This is a genomic window from Mesorhizobium sp. M0870 (assembly GCF_040319775.1).
GTDB lineage: Bacteria > Pseudomonadota > Alphaproteobacteria > Rhizobiales > Rhizobiaceae > Mesorhizobium.
Window position 1 is genome coordinate 92,026 of record NZ_JAMYOI010000003.1, and the last position, 18,648, is coordinate 110,673.

18 protein-coding genes are annotated in these 18,648 nt (G+C 64.3%); 8 read left to right on the forward strand and 10 right to left on the reverse strand.

From position 1 onward, the window contains the following. Nucleotides 1–15: 15 nt before the first annotated feature. The 3 genes from hisG to hisS all read right to left on the reverse strand — a co-directional run bounded on the left by hisG (nucleotide 16) and on the right by hisS (nucleotide 3,516). Nucleotides 16–714, reverse strand: coding sequence for an ATP phosphoribosyltransferase (gene hisG / locus NKH97_RS05355; RefSeq protein ID WP_023809018.1), 699 nt, complete (start codon nucleotides 712–714; stop codon nucleotides 16–18). Further along, nucleotides 711–1,832 carry an ATP phosphoribosyltransferase regulatory subunit gene (locus tag NKH97_RS05360; protein ID WP_352795651.1) on the reverse strand — a complete coding sequence of 374 codons (1,122 nt, stop codon included), beginning with the start codon at nucleotides 1,830–1,832 and terminating at the stop codon, nucleotides 711–713. Before NKH97_RS05360 ends, hisG begins: the two co-directional genes overlap by 4 nt. A 178-nt stretch (nucleotides 1,833–2,010) precedes the next feature. Next, nucleotides 2,011–3,516 (reverse strand): histidine--tRNA ligase, encoded by a 1,506-nt coding sequence (gene hisS, locus NKH97_RS05365; protein WP_352676024.1) that lies wholly within the window; start codon nucleotides 3,514–3,516, stop codon nucleotides 2,011–2,013. A gap of 227 nt (nucleotides 3,517–3,743) precedes the next feature. Here hisS and NKH97_RS05370 point away from each other — a divergent pair, with 227 nt between their 5' ends. Beyond that, nucleotides 3,744–3,998, forward strand: coding sequence for a hypothetical protein (locus tag NKH97_RS05370; protein WP_023809021.1), 255 nt, complete (start codon nucleotides 3,744–3,746; stop codon nucleotides 3,996–3,998). 29 nt (nucleotides 3,999–4,027) lie between these two features. Here NKH97_RS05370 and NKH97_RS05375 read toward each other — a convergent pair whose 3' ends face one another. Further along, entirely contained in the window at nucleotides 4,028–4,666 is a 639-nt protein-coding gene (locus NKH97_RS05375; RefSeq protein ID WP_023809022.1) for a DNA-3-methyladenine glycosylase I, read from the reverse strand. Between the two features lie 215 nt (nucleotides 4,667–4,881). Here NKH97_RS05375 and NKH97_RS05380 point away from each other — a divergent pair, with 215 nt between their 5' ends. Together NKH97_RS05380 and NKH97_RS05385 are read left to right on the forward strand one after the other, a co-directional pair. Next, a complete protein-coding gene (locus tag NKH97_RS05380; RefSeq protein ID WP_023809023.1) occupies nucleotides 4,882–5,619 on the forward strand; it encodes a L,D-transpeptidase in 738 nt (245 codons plus the stop codon). A 259-nt stretch (nucleotides 5,620–5,878) separates the two neighbouring features. Next, entirely contained in the window at nucleotides 5,879–6,799 is a 921-nt protein-coding gene (locus NKH97_RS05385; RefSeq protein ID WP_023809024.1) for a bifunctional 5,10-methylenetetrahydrofolate dehydrogenase/5,10-methenyltetrahydrofolate cyclohydrolase, read from the forward strand. A 176-nt stretch (nucleotides 6,800–6,975) separates the two neighbouring features. Here NKH97_RS05385 and glcF read toward each other — a convergent pair whose 3' ends face one another. The 4 genes from glcF to NKH97_RS05405 form a co-directional block, all read right to left on the reverse strand. Then, nucleotides 6,976–8,301: a glycolate oxidase subunit GlcF gene (gene glcF, locus NKH97_RS05390; protein ID WP_023809025.1), complete on the reverse strand. Its 1,326-nt coding sequence runs from the start codon at nucleotides 8,299–8,301 to the stop codon at nucleotides 6,976–6,978. Between the two features lie 10 nt (nucleotides 8,302–8,311). Further along, nucleotides 8,312–9,517 (reverse strand): FAD-binding protein, encoded by a 1,206-nt coding sequence (locus NKH97_RS05395; protein WP_352722352.1) that lies wholly within the window; start codon nucleotides 9,515–9,517, stop codon nucleotides 8,312–8,314. Nucleotides 9,518–9,752: 235 nt separating this feature from the next. Continuing rightward, nucleotides 9,753–11,249, reverse strand: a complete 1,497-nt coding sequence (locus tag NKH97_RS05400; protein WP_352722353.1) for an FAD-linked oxidase C-terminal domain-containing protein — start codon at nucleotides 11,247–11,249, stop codon at nucleotides 9,753–9,755. Nucleotides 11,250–11,527: 278 nt separating this feature from the next. Further along, nucleotides 11,528–12,850 carry a DUF3422 family protein gene (locus NKH97_RS05405; RefSeq protein WP_352553600.1) on the reverse strand — a complete coding sequence of 441 codons (1,323 nt, stop codon included), beginning with the start codon at nucleotides 12,848–12,850 and terminating at the stop codon, nucleotides 11,528–11,530. Nucleotides 12,851–13,053: 203 nt separating this feature from the next. On the opposite strand from NKH97_RS05405, the gene NKH97_RS05410 reads away from it, so the two are divergent. From NKH97_RS05410 to NKH97_RS05420, 3 genes are read left to right on the forward strand one after another with little or no spacing between them, the layout of a single operon-like run. After that, nucleotides 13,054–13,857, forward strand: coding sequence for a FadR/GntR family transcriptional regulator (locus NKH97_RS05410; protein ID WP_352774911.1), 804 nt, complete (start codon nucleotides 13,054–13,056; stop codon nucleotides 13,855–13,857). An 18-nt stretch (nucleotides 13,858–13,875) separates the two neighbouring features. Then, on the forward strand, nucleotides 13,876–15,012 hold the full coding sequence (locus tag NKH97_RS05415) for an alpha-hydroxy acid oxidase (protein ID WP_352774887.1): 1,137 nt from the start codon (nucleotides 13,876–13,878) through the stop codon (nucleotides 15,010–15,012). A gap of 35 nt (nucleotides 15,013–15,047) precedes the next feature. Further along, complete coding sequence (locus tag NKH97_RS05420) at nucleotides 15,048–15,821, forward strand: metallophosphoesterase family protein (RefSeq protein WP_352774889.1); 774 nt, start codon at nucleotides 15,048–15,050, stop codon at nucleotides 15,819–15,821. Nucleotides 15,822–15,860: 39 nt separating this feature from the next. Here the strand turns inward: NKH97_RS05420 and NKH97_RS05425 are convergent, their stop codons facing one another. Next, on the reverse strand, nucleotides 15,861–15,992 hold the full coding sequence (locus tag NKH97_RS05425) for a hypothetical protein (RefSeq protein ID WP_013893872.1): 132 nt from the start codon (nucleotides 15,990–15,992) through the stop codon (nucleotides 15,861–15,863). Nucleotides 15,993–16,284: 292 nt separating this feature from the next. After that, nucleotides 16,285–16,983 (reverse strand): type 1 glutamine amidotransferase, encoded by a 699-nt coding sequence (locus tag NKH97_RS05430; protein ID WP_127292765.1) that lies wholly within the window; start codon nucleotides 16,981–16,983, stop codon nucleotides 16,285–16,287. A gap of 88 nt (nucleotides 16,984–17,071) precedes the next feature. Between NKH97_RS05430 and NKH97_RS05435 the strand changes: the two genes are divergently transcribed. Continuing rightward, complete coding sequence (locus NKH97_RS05435) at nucleotides 17,072–17,719, forward strand: hypothetical protein (RefSeq protein WP_352610037.1); 648 nt, start codon at nucleotides 17,072–17,074, stop codon at nucleotides 17,717–17,719. 31 nt (nucleotides 17,720–17,750) lie between these two features. After that, nucleotides 17,751–18,485 (forward strand): 16S rRNA (uracil(1498)-N(3))-methyltransferase, encoded by a 735-nt coding sequence (locus NKH97_RS05440; RefSeq protein ID WP_352440704.1) that lies wholly within the window; start codon nucleotides 17,751–17,753, stop codon nucleotides 18,483–18,485. The last annotated feature ends 163 nt before the right edge of the window (nucleotides 18,486–18,648 follow it).

Below are 18,648 nucleotides of genomic sequence, written 5' to 3' on the forward strand. Positions count from 1 at the left end.
TAGTGGGCCCCGCCGCTATCCGGCCGCAGCCGCCATCTTCGCGGCAATGTCGCGCAAGAGCGCCTCATCAGCCGCCGCCCGTGTCTTCTTCGACGCTACCAGACAGGCCTGCGAGCGCAGGACGAGGCCATCGCCCAGCACCTTGAGATGATTGGCGCGCAGCGTCGAGCCGGTGGTCGTGATGTCGACGATGACATCGGCCAGACCGGCCGCCGGCGCGCCTTCGGTTGCCCCTAGGCTCTCGACGATGCGATAAACCTGGATGCCGTGCTTCTGCGAGAAGAATTGCTGGGTCAGCCGCCAGTATTTGGTGGCGATGCGCAGCCGCCGGCCATGGCGCTGGCGAAAATCGGCGGCGACGTCGTCGAGATCGGCCATGGTGTCGACATCGAGCCAGATATCCGGCACAGCCACCACGACATCGGCATTGCCGAAGCCGAGACGGGCGACGATTTCGGCGCGCGCCTCCCAGTCGGCGAGGTTTTCACGCACCAGGTCCTCGCCGGTGATGCCGAGATCGACGGCGCCCTGGCCGATCTCGCCTGATATTTCGGAAGCCGACAGGAACACCACTTCGACATCATCCAGACCCTCGACGCGGGCGTGGTACTTGCGCTCGTCGCCTGGCAGGCTGACGGCGAGGCCGGCTTTGGCCAGCACGTCCAGCGCCTGTTCTTTCAGGCGGCCTTTCGACGGGATCGCCAGCGTGATCATGGCGCCGTCTCCCGCAGTGCCTCGATGCGATCGAGCCAGACCGAAAAGCCTACGCCGGGGATAGGCGTCTTCGCGCCAAGCAGGGTCAGCAGCCGGTCATAGCGGCCGCCGCCGACCAGCGGCCAGTCGCCATTGTCGGCCGCGATTTCGAAAACAAGACCGGTGTAGTAATCGAGCGGGCGGCCGAAGGCGGCGTCGTAGCGGATTTTATCGGCCGGCAAGCCATACGTTTCGATCGCCTTGGCGCGGGCAGCGAACTTTTCCAGCGCGACATCGAGCGACAGCCCGGCGCCGGTGGCGAAGGACTCCAGCGCCTGGGTTGCGCCATCAAGCGGAACGTCGATCGCCAGAAAATCCTTCAGCGCGGAAAAGGCCTCGCTCGACAGCCGAACGCTGCGCAATTCGGCTTTCTCGATCAGCCGCCGGGCAATGTCGGACGGCGCGCGCCCGGCGGACGCCGACAGGCCCGCCTCTTCCATGCCGCTGGCGATATGGGCGGAAAGACCGTCCAGATCACCGTCTAGCACAAGGGCCGCGACCGGGCCGGAGAGCTGGCTGTTGCGCGGCGGGTTGGCGAGATCGGCGAGAGCCGCCTCAAGCATCGGCGCCGAGCCGAACGCACGGGCAAGGCGCATGCGCCAGCCGCGCGGTAAGCCAAGGGCAGCCAGAACCGCCTCGAAAATAGTCTGATCGCCGAGCGTGATCGCCAATGCCTGGCCAGGCAGCACCAGCGACAGCAGCGCATGCGCATCGGCCACCGAGCGGGCATCGGCTCCAGCGGTATCGCGGTCGCCAAGATCCTCGATGCCGGCCTGGAAGAACTCGTTGCCGCCTTCGCGGCGCTGGCGAAACACCTCGCCCAGGTAAGAATAGCGTCGCGGCGTGCCGGCCTGCGAGCTTATGTGGTCGAGGCAGACCGGAATGGTGAATTCCGGCCGCAGGCACAATGTCTGCCCGGTTTCGCTTTCGGTCAGGAAGATACGGCGGCGTAGATCCTCGCCGGCCATGTCAAGGAACGGGTCGGCCGGCTGCAATATGGCGACTTCGACGGCATGCGTGTTGCGGGTGGCGAAGAGGTTGGTGATGTCGGTGGAGATGGCGGGGGTGCGGGAGGTCATGGAGCGGATGGGCGCGAGGCACCCCCCTCTGGCCTGCCGGCCATCTCCCCCGCAAGGAGGGAGATCGGCAGCTTGAGGCTCAGCGCCTCTTCTTCAACGCTGGAGATTGGCGAAAGCCCACGTGACATCCAATCTCCCCCCTTGCGGGGGAGATGGCCGGCAGGCCAGAGGGGGGTGTTCAAGCGCCACCTTTCGCGCGATCAGCAGCCTGCGCCCCCAGGATCTTCCTAACCTCGGAGACCAGCTCGCCCTCCGCCACCGTCACCTGCGCCGGGCGGACGGCGCGCCATTCGGCATTGTCTGTGATTTCGGCCGACATGCGGGCGCCTTCGATCAGGTCCTTGATCTGCAGTTCGCCCTTGGCGCGCTCGTCGCCGCCCTGGATGATCGCGACCGGGCAGCCGCGCCGGTCGGCATATTTGAGCTGCGCCTTCATGCCGGCGCCGCCGAGATACATTTCGGACCGGATGCCAGCGGCGCGCAGGCTCGCCACCATCTTCTGGTAGCGGCCGAGACTGTCGGTGTCCTTGTCCATCACCAGCACGACGACAGGTGCGATCACATCCGAGGCGTCGAGCTTGCCGAGGTTCTTCAGCGCCGTCATCAGCCTGGAGACGCCAATGGAAAAGCCGGTCGCCGGCACCGGCTCGCCGCGAAAGCGCGAAACCAGACCATCATAGCGACCGCCGCCACCGACCGAGCCGAAGCGCACGATCTGGCCGTCCTCGTTGGGGATTTCGGCCAGCAGCTCGGCTTCGAAGACAGGGCCGGTGTAGTATTCGAGGCCGCGCACGACCGAGCGGTCCATGGCGATACGGTCCTCGCCATATCCTGCCGCCCTGACCAGCGCTTCAATCGTGGCGAGTTCGCCGACGCCTTCCTGGTAGATGGCATTCGAACTGACCATGGAATCCTGGCCTACCTGTGCATTCCTCGCTGTCGCGAGAAGGACTGCCTCGGCCTGCCCGTTATTCAACCCGGCGCCCTTGGCGAAGTCGCCTTCGCCTTCCTTGCCACCGTCCCAGCGGCCCGGGCCAAGCAAAAGCTTCACGCCTTCCGGCCCGAGCTTGTCCAGTTTGTCGATCGCGCGCAGCACCGTCAGCCTTCGTCCGGCATTCTCCTCGCCGCCAAGCCCGATCGCCTCCAGCACGCCATCCAGAACCTTGCGGTTGTTGACGCGAATGACGTAGTCGCCGCGCTTGATGCCGAGCGCTTCCATGACGTCGGCCATCATCATCGCCATTTCGGCGTCGGCGGCCACGCCCGGCGTACCGATCGTGTCGGCGTCGAACTGCATGAACTGGCGGAAGCGGCCGGGGCCTGGCTTCTCGTTGCGGAACACCCAGCCGGAGCGATAGCTGCGGTAAGGCTTGGGCAGGCGCTCGTAATTCTCGGCGACGAAACGGGCCGTCGGCGCGGTCAGGTCATAGCGCAGCGACAGCCACTGGTCGTCGTCATCCTGGAAGGAGAACACGCCTTCGTTCGGCCGGTCCTGGTCGGGCAGGAATTTTCCGAGCGCGTCGGTGTATTCGATCAGCGGCTGGTCTGCCGGTTCGAAGCCGTAAAGCTCATAGACCGAGCGGATCGTCGCCATCATCTTCTCGACGGCGCGGATATCCTCGGCGCTGCGGTCGGCAAAACCGCGCGGCAGCCGCGCTTTCGTCTTTTCCGATTTGTCGGCCATGAGTGAGCATCCGGTGTTTCGTGGCGTTGCGGGATAGGAAATTTCCTATTCGGCAGCGCGCGTTTCCTAACTGATGCAGCCGGGAGCGGCAAGGGTCGGCACCCAGCACCACGCTCGAACCTCCGTGAAACAAAACCGCATCGAAAATGAAACAATCCCGACACGGGTGCGGCATCGTGCCGACACAATCGTCGCCGATAAGGCGGGGTAAATGAGGGCTCGGGGCCATGGTCAGCACAGCAAGATTTTACGCTATTGATGGCGAAGCCGGCGAATTGCCCGCGCGCTTGCGCCCGGCCGACATCCACGCTCCGAAAATGGTCAGCCAGGCTGCCGGCCCGTTCGAAGTGCCGGCCGACACCGGCAAAGGCCCATCCATGCGCGACGCGTTGATGACCGGCCTGCTGGTGATCTATCCGACCGTGGCCACGGTGGTGGCGATCGTCGCCGGCCTGGTGCTGGCCAGCGCCAACGGCACCTGAAATTACTCGCTTTACCGGAAGTAGAGGGGCTACTTCGGCCTTTTGAACGCCTTCCGCTGCTTCTCGACCTCTTTGCGGCAGATGCAGCCCTCGAGATGGTCGTTGACCAGGCCCATCGCCTGCATGAAGGCGTAGACAGTGGTCGGCCCCACGAAGCTCCAGCCGCGTTTCTTCAACTCCTTCGAAATCCGCACCGAGACCGCCGTGGTCGGGTTGGCGCGCAGATGGGCGAGATCGACGATCTGCGGCCGCTCCTCCTTGCCGGGTTCGAACTTCCAGAACCAGGCGGCCAGCGAGCCGAACTCGTCGGCCATTTCGCGGGCGCGCTTGGCGTTGTTGATGGTCGAGACGATCTTGCCGCGATGGCGGATGATGCCGGCATTGCCGAGCAGGCGCTCGACATCCTTGTCGGTGAAGGCGGCGACCTTGTCGAATTCGAAATTGGCGAAGGCTTCGCGAAAATTCTCCCGCTTGCGCAGAATGGTCAGCCACGACAGGCCAGACTGAAAGCCTTCGAGGCAGATCTTTTCGAACAGCCTGCGGTCGTCGGCCACAGGCCGGCCCCATTCATGATCGTGGTAGTGCAGATAGTCGGGCAGATTGCCGTGCCAGAAGCAGCGCGCGACACCATCGGGACCGGCGAGCAGTCCGGTGTTTTCCTTGTCCATAAGCCAAAATCCGTTCGTTAACGCGCTTTTGCGCGGCATTTACTGCGGCTTTACCAGATTCCTGAACCCGGCGGTAACCACACCAAAAGGTTTACCGACAGTTCCGCATTTTACGCATTCCGATTCATGTTTCGGTTGCTGCTTGCGCGCCAATGATCGCCGAACCGGGAGGACGTTTCCACCCGTTTTGTATCAGACGATCAAGGTGCGTTACGATGAAGACAGTTCTGTTTCCCGTGCTCGGCGCCGTGGCTGTGTTTGCCGCCGGCGTCACACCCTCAACCGCCGGCGACCGCTATGCCGACAGGCCGCCGGTGATGGTGAGCCCCGACCTTTCCGCACCCTGGGTGCTGCAGCTTGGCCAGGCACCCGGCATCGTGCGCCAGAACCGCCAGGTCGTCCAGCAACAGCGGCGCCTGCGCCCGGCGCAGCCCGACCGGGTGCAGACGGCGGCGGTGCAGCCGCCGGCCAAGCGCATGGTCGCGCGTCCTCAGATCAACCCGATCTACCTGCCGCAGGAAGTCGACTATGACGGAGGCCAGAAGCCGGGCACGATCGTCATCGACACCACGCAGAATTTCCTCTTCCTGGTCGAGAAGAACGGCAAGGCAAGGCGCTATGGCGTCGGCACCGGCAAGCCGGGCTTCGAATGGTCGGGTACGCACAAGATCACCAACAAGCGCGAATGGCCGGACTGGCGCCCGCCGGCGCAGATGATCAAGCGTGAAGCCGCCAAGGGCCGCTATTTGCCGACCTATCTTGCCGGCGGCACGGAGAACCCGCTTGGCGCCCGCGCGCTCTACCTCGGCACGACCGAGTACCGCATCCACGGCACCAACCAGCCGTGGACGATCGGCGGTGCGGTGTCATCGGGCTGCATCCGCATGCGCAACGAGGACGTCGTCGACCTCTATGAACGGGTCAATGTCGGAACCACGGTCGAGGTGATATAGTAGGTCTTGCGAATCACTTGGCCGGCAAAGCAGTCCGCTTTTCGAGCCGGTTAGGGACAACGGGGGACGGGCCGTATGGGGATGCGGCCGGTCAGGAAGGGCAGCACGGGAAACCGCGCTGCCCTTTCCGTTTTTGAGCAGAAATCGAGGGCAAAGGTCACCCACGCGTCGCGCAACGGGCATAGCGGTTCGCTTTCATGCTGCCCTTTACCGCATTCTTTTGCTATCTCGGTGGCTAGTTCCACAAAAGAGTTCACCCATGCTCCTGTCCGAAGACAGCCGTTATCTCAAGGGCGGCCCGGTCGCCCAGCGCATCATCGCCGCCGTTCGCGAGGACGCCGCGATCGCCAAAGCCGAGGGTTTTCCGCCCAAGCTGATCTCGATCACCGTCGGCGACACCGATGCGGTGGATGTTTATGTACGCAACCAGCGCGCCAAGGCTGAGCTCGCCGGCATCGATTTCGAGGAACGGCGCTTTCCCGCCACCATCACGGCAGGCGAGTTGGAAGCGGCCATTCACGGCCTGAATGCCGATCCGCGCGTCACCGGCATCATCATTCAGCGGCCGGTCCCAGTGCATATCCCGATCAGGACGCTGCAGGCGGCGGTGCATCCGCTCAAGGATGTCGAAGGCATGCATCCGGCCTCGATCGGCAACATCGTCTACAACCAGCTCGATCTCGCGCCTTGCACGGCGGCGGCCTCGGTCGAACTGCTCAAGGAAACCGGCCCCGACCTCAAGGGGCTGGAAGTCGTCATCGTCGGCCATTCGGAAATCGTCGGCAAGCCGATCGCCTTCCTGTTGATGAGCGAAGGCGCGACGGTGACCGTGTGCCACCACATGACGCGGTCGGTCGCCGCCCATGCGCGACGTGCCGATGCGCTGTTCGTCGCCGTCGGCAAGCCGCGGCTGATCAAGGCCGACATGGTCAAGCCGGGTGCGGCCGTCATCGACATCGGCATCAATTCCGAAATCGGCCCCGACGGCTCAAGCCGCATCGTCGGCGACGTCGACACCGAGAGCGTCCGCGAGGTCGCCTCCTGGATCACCCCGGTGCCGGGCGGCGTCGGCCCGATCACGGTCGCCATCCTGCTGCGCAACACCATGGTCGCGCTCAGCCGCCAGCGCGCGCTCTATGAGGCGACCTACGGCACGGCGGACAGGCTCGCGGCGGAGTAAGCACAGAGCGGCGCCAGCCCCCTCACCCAGCCTCCGCTTCGCTCGGCTGACCTCTCCCCGAGGGAGAGGAGATTGTCACCGCCGGCGCAAACCTCTTCTCCCCTCGGGGAGAAGGTGGCCGCGAAGCGGCCGGATGAGGGAGACTTGCCGTTAACTCTGACAGCGGCAACGCCACGCTACTCAGCCGCAACCAGCCTTTCCTCGGGGACCCCTTCCGGCATCGGTCCGCCATAGGCCCAGTCGAGCAGTTTTATCGTGTGCACCACCGGCAGCTTGGCGGCGGAAGCGATCTGGGTGATGCAGCCGATGTTGCCGGTGGCGACGATCGAAGCCCCCGTCGCCTCGATGTTTGTCACCTTGCGGTCGCGCAGTTTGGCCGAGATTTCGGACTGCAGGATGTTGTAGGTGCCGGCCGAACCGCAGCACAAATGCCCTTCGCGCGGCTCGCGCACGATGAAGCCGGCCTTGGCGAGCAGTTCCTTCGGCTGGCGGGTGATCTTCTGGCCGTGCTGCATCGAACAGGCCGAGTGATAGGCGACGACCGTGCCCGGCTTGCGCGCCGGTTCAGGCAGGTCGAAGGTCGAGAGATATTCGGTAATGTCCTTGGCCAGCGCCGAAACGCGCGCCGCCTTGTCGGCATAGGCCGGGTCGAGCCGCAGCATGAAGCCGTAGTCCTTGATCGTCGTGCCGCAGCCGGAGGCAGTGATGACGATGGCATCGAGCCCGCCTTGTTCGATGGCGCGCGTCCAGGCATCGACATTCTGCCTCGCAGAGGCAAGCGCGGCCTGCTCGCGCCCCATATGATGAACCAGCGCCCCGCAGCAGCCCTCGCCCGGTGGCACCACGACCTCGACACCGAGCCGCGTCAGCAGCGAAATCGTGGTGTCGTTGATGGCGGGATCGAGCACCGATTGCGCGCAGCCGGTGAGGATGGCGACGCGGCCTCTTTTGCTCCCCTGCCCGGCATGGATGCCAGGTGAAGCTATCGACGATGCTGTCGGGATCGAGGCCGGCGCGAGCTTGAGCATCGCACTCAGCGGCTTCAGCGCCGGAACCTTGTCGAACAAGCCCATAAACGGCTTGCCCAGCTTCGCCAGCTTGAGCGCGGCGCGAAAACGCTGGGGATAGGGCAGCACGAAGGCCAGCATGGCGCGGGTCAGGCGGTCGAGCAGCGGCCGCTTGTAGGTCTCCTGGATATGGGCGCGGGCATGGTCGACCAGATGCATGTAGTTGACGCCCGACGGGCAGGTGGTCATGCAGGCAAGGCAGGACAGGCAGCGATCGATATGGGTGACGATCTCCTTGTCGGCCGGACGGCCGTTTTCCAGCATGTCCTTGATCAGGTAGATGCGCCCGCGCGGTGAATCGAGCTCGTTGCCAAGCGTCACATAGGTCGGGCAGGTGGCGGTGCAGAAGCCGCAATGCACGCATTTGCGCAGGATCTTTTCCGATTCCGCGACATGCGGATCGGCAAGCTGGGCAAGCGAAAAATTGGTCTGCATCGCTGATGTCCTAGGCCATTCGGCCGGGATTGAGGATATTCTTCGGGTCGAATTCCTGTTTCAGGCGCACCGCTAGTGCGGCAAGCGCCGGCGGCTGCGGCTCGAACACCGGCAGAGCGGCGCGATGCGAAGGTGCGGCACGCACCAGCGTCGCATGGCCGCCGCCATGTTTCCTCAACAGCCCGCGCAGCAGGGCGGCTTCCGGGTCGCCTTGTTCCATGCGCAGCCACACCAGCCCGCCCTGCCAGTCATAGAAGGCGCTGACGGCGGCCTGCATGCGCAGTGTCAGGACCATCTGGTGGCACTGTCCCGGCGTCATCGAGACACGCCAGACCGGTTTCTCGCCGTTGTCGGCGAAGGGCCTGCAATCGCGCACATCGCGCCAGATCAGCCGTGAGGTTTCACCGGCAATCTCCTGCAGCGGCCCGGCCTTGCCGAGCAGCGTTTTCAGCGCGGCAATACGGTAGGCAACCGACGGGCCGAAACCCTCGACACGCAGCAGCGTGGCGGCCTCGCTGCCGAGACTGCCGCCGGCGACGCGCGCGGCGATCCGCTCCGGCAGATGGGCGGCACTCGACACTTCAGCACTCGAGCCAAGCGCCAGGGCCATGGCGGCGGCAGCGGCATCGTCGAGCAAGCCACGGATGGCGAGCGTGACTTCGGTCTCGGCTGCCGGCAGCACCTTGAAGGTGACGTCGGTGAAGGCGGCCAGCGTGCCCCAGCTGTTGGCCATCAGCTTGGACATGTCATAGCCGGTGACGTTCTTGACCACGCGACCGCCCGACTTGAAGGCCTCGCCGCGCCCGGACACCACATTGATGCCCAGGATATGATCGCGCGCCGCGCCCGCCTTCAGCCGGCGCGGACCGGAGAGGTTCGCGGCGAGCACGCCGCCGATTGTGCCTTTGCCAGCTTCGCCGCCGAGCAGTGGGCCGTAGTCCATCGGCTCGAAGGCAAGCTGCTGGCCGTTTTCCGCCAGCAGCTTTTCGATCTCGGCCAGCGGTGTGCCGGCTTTTGCCGACAGCACCAGTTCAGCCGGTTCATAGAGCGTGACGCCAGAGAGTTTCGACAAGTCGAGCGTGTGTTCGGTTTGCAGCGGCCGGCCGATGCCACGCTTGGAGCCGTGGCCGAGGATTTCCAGCGGCGAGCCTTCCGCCGCTGCCCAGGCGACGGTGGAGGGGACTTCGGATGAGGTGGTCGGGGTGAAGGTGGTCATGGGCGACCCCTGTTCCTCGCCCAGCGAAGCGGGGAAGGCCACATCGGCCGCGTTTCTTCACACCCCCCTCTGTCCTGCCGGACATCTCCCCCGCAAGGGGGGAGATTGGCAGCTCGCACGACCGCGCCTTTCAAACCTTGGTGATTGGCGAAAGCCAAAACGACATCCAATCTCCCCCCTAGCGGGGGAGATGTCCGGCAGGACAGAGGGGGGTGTTCAAGCGCCGACATATCCCTCAAAACCTCGGAATGTCTGGGAACGGCAGTTTGCCGCCGGAAATGTGCATCCGCCCAAGCTCGGCGCATCGCCGCAGCTGCGGGAACACTTTTCCCGGGTTGAGCAGATGGTTGGGATCGAAGGCACATTTGACCCGCATCTGCTGGTCGAGATCGATCTGGGTGAACATTTCCGGCATCAAGTCGCGTTTTTCCACGCCCACACCGTGTTCGCCGGTCAAGACGCCGCCGACCTTGACGCAGAGCCGCAATATGTCGGCGCCGAAGCTTTCGGCCTTGTCGAGTTCGCCCGGTACGTTGGCATCGTAGAGGATCAGCGGATGCAGATTGCCGTCGCCGGCATGAAAGACATTGGCGACGCCGAGACCGTATTTTTCCGACAGCTCGCGCATGCCGGCGAGCACGCGCGGCAGCTCCTTGCGCGGGATGGTGCCGTCCATGCAGTAGTAGTCGGGCGAGATGCGGCCAACGGCCGGAAACGCCGCCTTGCGGCCGGCCCAGAAGCTCAGCCGTTCCTGTTCCGACTGCGAAATGCGGCAGGTGGTCGAGCCGTTCTTGTAGGCGATCGCCTCGACCAGCCCGATCAGATGATCGACCTCGACGCCGGGGCCGTCGAGCTCGACGATCAGCAGCGCCTCGACATCGAGGGGATAGCCGGCATGAACGAAATCTTCCGCCGCATGGATCGCCGGCCGGTCCATCATCTCCATGCCGCCCGGGATGATGCCGGCGCCGATGATGTCGGCGACGCACTGGCCGCCCTGCTCGCTGGTCGGGAAGCCGATCAGCAGTGCACGTGCCGTCTCCGGCTTCTTCAGGATGCGCACGGTAACCTCGGTGACGACGCCGAGCAGCCCTTCGGAGCCGGTCATGACGCCGAGCAGGTCGTAGCCTTCCGCATCGAGATGACTGCCGCCCAGCCGCACCACTTCGCCATTCATCAGCACCATCTCGATGCCGAGCACATTGTTGGCGGTTAGGCCGTATTTCAGGCAGTGCACACCGCCGGAATTCTCCGCGACATTGCCGCCGATTGAGCAGGCGATCTGGGAGGATGGATCAGGGGCGTAGTAAAAGCCCTCCTGCTCGACGGCGGCGGTGATGCCGAGATTGGTGACGCCCGGCTGGGCAACGACGACGCGATTGGGGAAATCGATCCCGAGGATGCGGTTGAAGCGGCTCATGACCAAAAGCACCGCGTCCTCGAGCGGCAGTGCGCCGCCCGACAGCGAGGTGCCGGAGCCGCGCGGCACGATGCGGATGTTGCGGTCGTTGCAGTATTTCAGCACGCGCGAAACCTGCGCCACGGTTTGCGGCAGCACGACAACCAGCGGCAGCTGCCGATAGGCGGTCAGGCCGTCGCTCTCGAAGGCGCGCATGGAATTGGCGGCGTCGACGACGCCCTCACCCGGCACGATGATGCGCATGTCGGCGACGATCTCGTCGCGCCGGCGCATCGTGGCGTCGTCTGGTTTCGGCATGGCCAAGCCGGACATCAGCAGCCTCATTTCGCTTGACTGGTCAAAATCTTTTACCAGTGAAGCGCGTTGGGTGCAAATCCTGTGGCGGCGGGGAATCCGCTTCAAGGCTGAGGCAAGCTTCCTCAGCGGCAATCTGCCGCTCCCTCACCCTCCCCTTGTGGGGAGGGTCGCGAACGAAGCGAGCGGGGTGGGGGTCCGCGCGGCGCTCTACGAGGGACCACCACCCCGTCTCACGATCTTCGCTTCGCTGCGATCATGAGCCGACCCTCCCCACAAGGGGAGGGTGAGCAGATCTATTCGCCGGGCGGCTTGCCGGGCTCGGAATGCATCTTGCGCACGCGGCGTACGCCCCACCAGACCAGCAGGATGGCGACAGGCACCGAAGCCGCGGTAACGATCTCCGGCGCGAAGGCATGGCCGAAGATCGAGGCGCCCTTGGCGACATAGCCGACAAGGCCGACCACATAATAGGAAACGGCGGCGACCGAGAGCCCCTCGACGGTCTGCTGCAGGCGCAGTTGCAGGCGGGCGCGGTTGTTCATCGAGGCAAGCAGGTCGCGGTTCTGCTTCTCGACCTCGACATCGACCCAGGTGCGCAGCAGCGTCGTGGCGCGGGTCAGTTTTCGCGACAGATTTTCCTGCCGCTCCTCGACCGAGCGGCAGGTGCGCATTGCGGGTGCCACACGGCGCTGCAGGAACCCGCGCCATGTGTCATAACCGGGCACAGCCTCTTCCTCGAGCGCCTCCAGCCGTTCGCCGACGATGCCGTCATAGGCGCGGCTGGCGCCGAAACGATAAAGGCTCGATGCCGCGTCCGCCTCCAGCTCCGCCGCAAGTTCGGTCAGATCGGCCAGCAAGGTCTGGCTGTCGCGTGTCCCGGCGACCTTCATCTCCAGCGTGGTCTGCGCCAGCCGGTCTTCGATGCGGCGGGCGCGGCCGGACAAGGTCAACGCCAGCGGCAGGCCGAGCATGGCCAGCGTCCGATAGGTTTCGATATCGATAAGCCGCTGCGACAACGCGCCGGTGCGCGCCGGGGTCAAGCCGCGATCGAGCAGCAGCATGCGGGTCAGGCCATCGCCATCCTGGCGAAAATCGGTGACGATGGCGGCGTTTCCGCGCTCGACCAGCGAGTAGCACAGGCTGGTCGGATCGAAACCGGCTATCAGCTGCTCGCTCGCTTGCGTCCATTTGCGGATTTCGAGCCTGATGCCGGAGATGCAGGTTCCCGGCGGCGAGAACCCGTTGCCGAACGGGGAGTCCTCCGGCGTCCTGCCGCTTTCGGAAAGCGGCCCTTCCCACAAATAGGTCGAGAATTCGGTGTGCCGCTCCCAGCGCAGCGAGCCCTTGCCCCATTTCATGGCATGGTGGCGGGCCTGGCGGTCGGGCGCGGCGATGCCGAGGCGCCGCGACAGTTCGGAAAGCACCGCGTGGTCGACGCCGGAGCCACCCTCCGTCATGAAGGCGAGTTGCATCAGGACGCGTGGCTTTTCGATCAGCGGATGCGGCCGGGCATGAACCTCGCCGAGTGCGCCGGGCCGCCCCTCATGCGCGGGAAAGCCCATGACGCTGCCCTTGGCGCGCGGCTGGAATTCGAGATCGGACGGGTCGTCTGACACGGCTTGTTCCCTGGGTTCCTTGAACCCTCTTGCACGTGCGTCCCTCTAGTGCCAATGGCCTTATGACGCAAACAGCAAAGTTAGCCGAAGATGATGGCATCAGGGCGAAAAATCGGCACGCTTTTGTCAATTGGATAAATAATTTGACCAGTTGGCGAGGCTGGCTCTATTCTGCGACACCGGTTCACCTTCCAGGCATTCTGTTGAGCGACATTTTTTCCAGGATCGAGCATTCGCGCACCGCCGACGAGGTGGTGCAGCAGATCGAGAGCCTCATCCTCGAAGGCGTGCTGCGCACCGGCGACCGGCTGCCGGGCGAGCGCGAGCTTGCACGCCAGTTCGACGTATCCCGGCCGATCCTGCGTGATGCGCTGAAGTCACTGGAAGGACGCGGCCTTTTGACGACAAGGCCCGGCGGCGGCACGCATGTCGCCGATGTCATCGGCCAGCTCTTCACCAAACCGGTGACGGACCTGATCTCGATGCACCGCAAGGCAGTGACCGATTATCTGGAATACCGCCGCGAGATCGAAGGGGTCGCGGCTGAATACGCGGCACGGCGCGCCACTGCGGACGACATGGCGCTGCTCGACAAGATCATGGCACGCATGGACGATGCGCACCGGACCGGCGACTTCGACGACGAAGCCGAGATCGATGTCGAGTTCCACCACGCGATCTGCGAATGCGCGCACAACATCATCCTTTTGCACACGCTGCGCTCCTGTTACCGGCTGTTGTCGGAGGGCGTGTTCCAGAACCGGCTGCTGGTGTTCAGCGTGCCCGGCGCGCGCGACGCCCTGCTCGCGCAGCACCGCGCGATCCATGCGGCGGTGAAGGCCGGCGACCCGGATGCTGCCCGGCAAGCGGCGATGGACCACATCACCTATGTCGAACGGTCGATGGCTGAGGCCGAGCGCAGCGGCGACTGGCAGCGCGTCTCGCGACTGAGGTTGAAACAGCGCGTCGACGCCACCGATACAGAACCAGCACCCAAACGCTCCTAGCTATCGAGACGGGAACCCATGAGCCAGATCCTGACCATCGCCGACCTCAAGGACCTCGCCCGCCGGCGCGTGCCGAAGATGTTCTTCGACTATGCCGATTCCGGTTCGTGGACCGAAGGCACGTATCGGGCCAACGAAGAGGATTTCCAGAAGATCAAATTCCGCCAGCGCGTGCTCGTCGACATGGACAACCGTTCGCTGGCGTCGACGATGATCGGCGAAAAAGTGTCGATGCCGGTGGCATTGGCGCCAACCGGCATGACCGGCATGCAGCACGCCAATGGCGAGATGCTGGCGGCTCAGGCGGCGGAGGAATTCGGCGTGCCGTTTACCTTGTCGACGATGAGCATCTGCTCGATCGAGGATGTCGCCTCAGTAACCATGAAGCCGTTCTGGTTTCAGCTCTATGTGCTGCGTGACAAGGATTTCGTGCTCAACCTGATCGACAGGGCAAAGGCGGCGAAATGCTCGGCGCTCGTGCTGACGCTCGACCTGCAGATTCTCGGTCAGCGCCACAAGGACATCCGCAACGGGCTTTCGGCGCCACCCAAGCTGACGCTGACGAACATCGTCGACATGGCCATCCGCCCGCACTGGTGCGCCGCCATGGCCGGCACGAAGCGGCGAACCTTCCGCAACATTGTCGGCCACGCCAAGGGCGTCGGCAACATGGCCTCGCTGGCATCGTGGACGACGGAGCAGTTCGACCCGCATCTGTCGTGGAAGGACGTCGCCTGGATCAAGGAGCGCTGGGGCGGCAAGCTGATTCTCAAGGGCATTCTCGACAAGGAGGACGCGCTGATGGCGGCCAAGACCGGCGCCGACGCGATCATCGTTTCCAACCATGGCGGGCGCCAGCTCGATGGTGCGTCGTCGTCGATCGGCGTGCTGGAAGAGATTGCCGACGCGGTCGGCGACACGATCGAAGTGCATATGGATGGCGGCATCCGCTCCGGCCAGGATGTGCTGAAGGCGCTTTGCCTCGGTGCCAAGGGAACCTATATCGGCCGGCCATTTCTTTACGGCCTGGGTGCACTTGGCAAGGAAGGGGTTACCAAGGCGTTGGAAATCATCCGCAAGGAGATGGACATCACGCTGGCGCTGTGCGGAAAGCGTCTTGTCACCGACATGGGCAAGGACCAGCTCCGGCGCTAAGCCCGTGACCGCGTGACCACGGAGACACCGAAAAATTGGCAGAACCCGGCATCCATTTTCTCGACGCGCATGGGCCGGAAGGTGTGCGTCTTTACGCGATCGGCGACGTCCACGGCCGGCTCGACCTGCTGGCCGCCATGCATCTGCGCATCAGGGCCGAGATCGAGCAGGAGGCGCCTGCCGACTGGCGCATCATCCATCTTGGCGACTATGTCGACCGCGGGCCGGACTCGAAGGGCGTCATCGATTTCCTGATCGAAGCGCAAGAGCGCGACCCTCGTCACCTGATGCTGGCCGGCAACCACGACATCGGTTTTCTCGATTTTCTCAAGACCCCTGACCCGGAAGGGCTTTTCATCCGGTTCGGCGGCATCCAGACGGCACAGTCTTACGGCGTGGCGATCAGTGAAGGCACCAGCGTATGGTTCGGCAAGGCCGAATCGGCCGTGCGCAAAGGACATCAGGCCCTGGTCGAGGCCGTGCCGCAAAGCCACATCGACTTCCTGCGATCACTGCCGTTCTCCGCGATTTTCGGGGACTTCTTCTTCTGTCATGCCGGCATCAGGCCGGGTAATCCTCTGGAGAAGCAAAACCCACAGGACCTGATCTGGATCCGCGACGTCTTCCACAACCACACCGACCTTTATCCGAAGATCGTGGTGCACGGCCACACCCCGGTGCCGGAGGCGGAAGTGATGGCCAACCGCGTCAATATCGACACGCTTGCCTGGCAGTCAGGCATGCTGAGCGCGCTCGTCGTCGACGGCGCGGACAAACGCATCCTGACAATGACGATCAAGGAAGCTTGAGCGTCGCGCGTCGGAAGACGCGAAAGACGCTTCCCGCCTTTAGCGCAGCGAGGCGGTGACGCCGTAACCGTCTACGGCGTTGTGGTTGTTGGCTGCGTCGGCGGCATAGATGCCGAGACCGCACAGCACGATGGCGGACAACATGGCAAAGGACAGAAGCGCTGCTTTCACGGAGGTCATCTCTTGTTGAGCTTTCTGCATCTGTGCACCAGGCGGTTACCAATGCGTTGAAACGGAGAATTCGCTTCAAAGTTTCGACGATTTTGCGCTTCTAGGCATGTTCTGTATCAACGGTGTGTCGCGCGGGTCACACAAAGGTTCATAGCCGTTGCACAGAAGATGCAGAGCGCGCGCCTTCTAGGATGGCGGGCGGACACAAGCCAAGAATGAAACGGTTTTCCCCAGGCGGTTTCACCGCCGCGTGCCAATTATGTCACGCTGGAGGGTGCAGAGAGACCAACGCTCAGATGGTCGCTACCCAGGCGCGGGCAATGGCCAGACCCGCGGCATCCGCATCGGGTCCGTTGCGGGCCATTTCGCCATCGAGCTTGCCGGCCCAGTCGGGATGGCGGGCGGCGATGGTCGGGGCAAAGGATGTGCTCCAGTCCTTGACCATCGGCCGGTCGGCCTCGAAATGGAACTGGAAGCCATAGACGGCGCGGCCGACGCGAAACGCCTGGTTCTCGGCGACATCGTTGCCGGCGAGCCGCACGGCGGCCTCGGGCAGCACGAAGGTGTCGTCATGCCACTGGAAGATCGGGAATTTCTCCGGCAGCGCGCCCAGCACCGGATCGGCCTTGGCGTCCGCCGTCAGCGATACGCCGCGCCAACCGAACTCATTGGCGCCGCCGATGCGGTTTTCGCCGCCGAAGGCACGGGCGACGAGCTGGCTGCCGAGGCAGATGCCGAGCACGGCGCGATCCTTGTCGGCAAAGTCGCGGGTCAGTTCGAGCAGTGCCGGGAAATAGGGGTACTCATCGTCGGCCAGCGCATTCTGGCCCCCGCCGAGCACCACCATGGCATCATGCCCGGCGGCGTCATCCGGCAGGGGATCGCCCCTGTAAGGGAGACGCAGGTCGAGATCGGCACCCGCTTCCGCAAGTGCTGCGCCGACCTGGCCAAGGCCGGTATTGTCGTAGTTCTGGACCACCAGCACCCGCATCACAAAACCCTACTGACATGAAAAAGATGCGACGAGCGATATCATGCCGCTCGCATTGCAGCCAAGATGCGTGTCCGGAGAGAAAACTATGCCACTGCAGAACCGGGTCGATCCGTTCGGTACCATCCACGCCGTGCCTGATCGCGGCCTGTTCACCGGCAATCGCGGCATCATCCACGATCCCGAGACGAAGACGCTCAAGAAGAAGCGCTGGGCGCTTCCGGCCTGGATCATCTGCGTCCGCCAATTCCGCAATGTGCGGCGCGAACCGATGGGCCGCAACCGGAAGGGCGGCAAAGTGGGCTGGACCGAGCTGTTCTTCCTCGACGAGGTGACTGCATTGGCTGGCGGGCATCGCCCCTGCTTCTTTTGCCAGCGCGAACGGGCCAGGGATTTCGTCAGCCGCTTCGGCGACGCCTTCGGCATTGCCGAACCGCGTGCGCCGATGGTCGACAGGCGGCTGCACAAGGAGCGGCTGGCCTCGGGCGGCAGGCCGCCAGTGGTTGCGGTTGAAGACCTTGCCGGCCTGCCGGACGGCGCCATGGTCGCGGATGGCGCCACGGTTTATGCTTTGCGTCGGGGCAAAACGCTGCGCTGGTCGTTTGCCGGATATGGGCATCCCGGCGATTTCGGCTTGCTCAACGGCAAGACACTCTCGCTGCTGACGCCGGCCACAACGCTCGCCGTGCTGGGGCATGGCTTTCGGCCGGTGTGGCATCCGACCGCCGAGGCTTGACGCCGGCAGCCGGCTCGCTCATTCCTCGGCGATGCGCGCCAATTACAAGATGCAACGTCTGTTCGTGCCCGACGATCTCGCGCCGGATGTAGAGTTCGACGCCGGCCAACAGCAGAGCCACTATCTCCGGCATGTGCTGCGGCTTGGCGAAGGCGCCGAAATCCTGGTGTTCAATGGCCGCGACGGCGAGTGGTCGGCGGCCATCGCGGCGAAGACGAAAAGGGCGGTGCGGCTGAAGGTGTCGGCGCTGCAGCGGCCGCAGCCGCCGCTGCCCGATCTCGTCTACTGCTTTGCGCCACTGAAGCAGGGCCGGCTCGACTATCTCGTGCAGAAGGCGGTCGAGATGGGCGCCGGCATCCTGCAGCCGGTCATCACCCAGCACACGCAAGTGGCCAAGCCGTCGATCGATCGCCTGCGCGCCAATGTCGTCGAAGCCGCCGAACAATGCGGCATCTTGGCGGTACCTCAGGTGCACGAAGCCGAAAAATTCGACCGCCTGCTGATCGGCTGGGACACAGGGCGACGGCTGATCTTCTGCGATGAGGATGCTTCGACCAACAATCCGCTGGCCGCGCTGCAGGCGGTCAAGGAAAAGAAGCTTGGGCTGCTGGTCGGGCCGGAGGGTGGCTTTTCCGACGACGAGCGCAAGATGCTGCGCGCCCTGCCCTTCGTCACCGCCATTCCGCTCGGCCCGCGTATCCTGCGCGCCGATACGGCGGCGGTGGCCGCGCTCGCGGTGATGCAGGCGACAGTCGGAGACTGGTAAGACCTCGCCTCTTGCAAGGAATGGGCAGCGCTGCCACGTTCAATTCCTGTTGACCTGTGGCTCAGGATTTTTCGCTTGATCGTCTGCTGACATTTCGTCCATTTAGCGCCGGCGATCGTCCGATCGTCCTACAGCGCCCGCCGCCTTTCGGACGTGCAAAGGA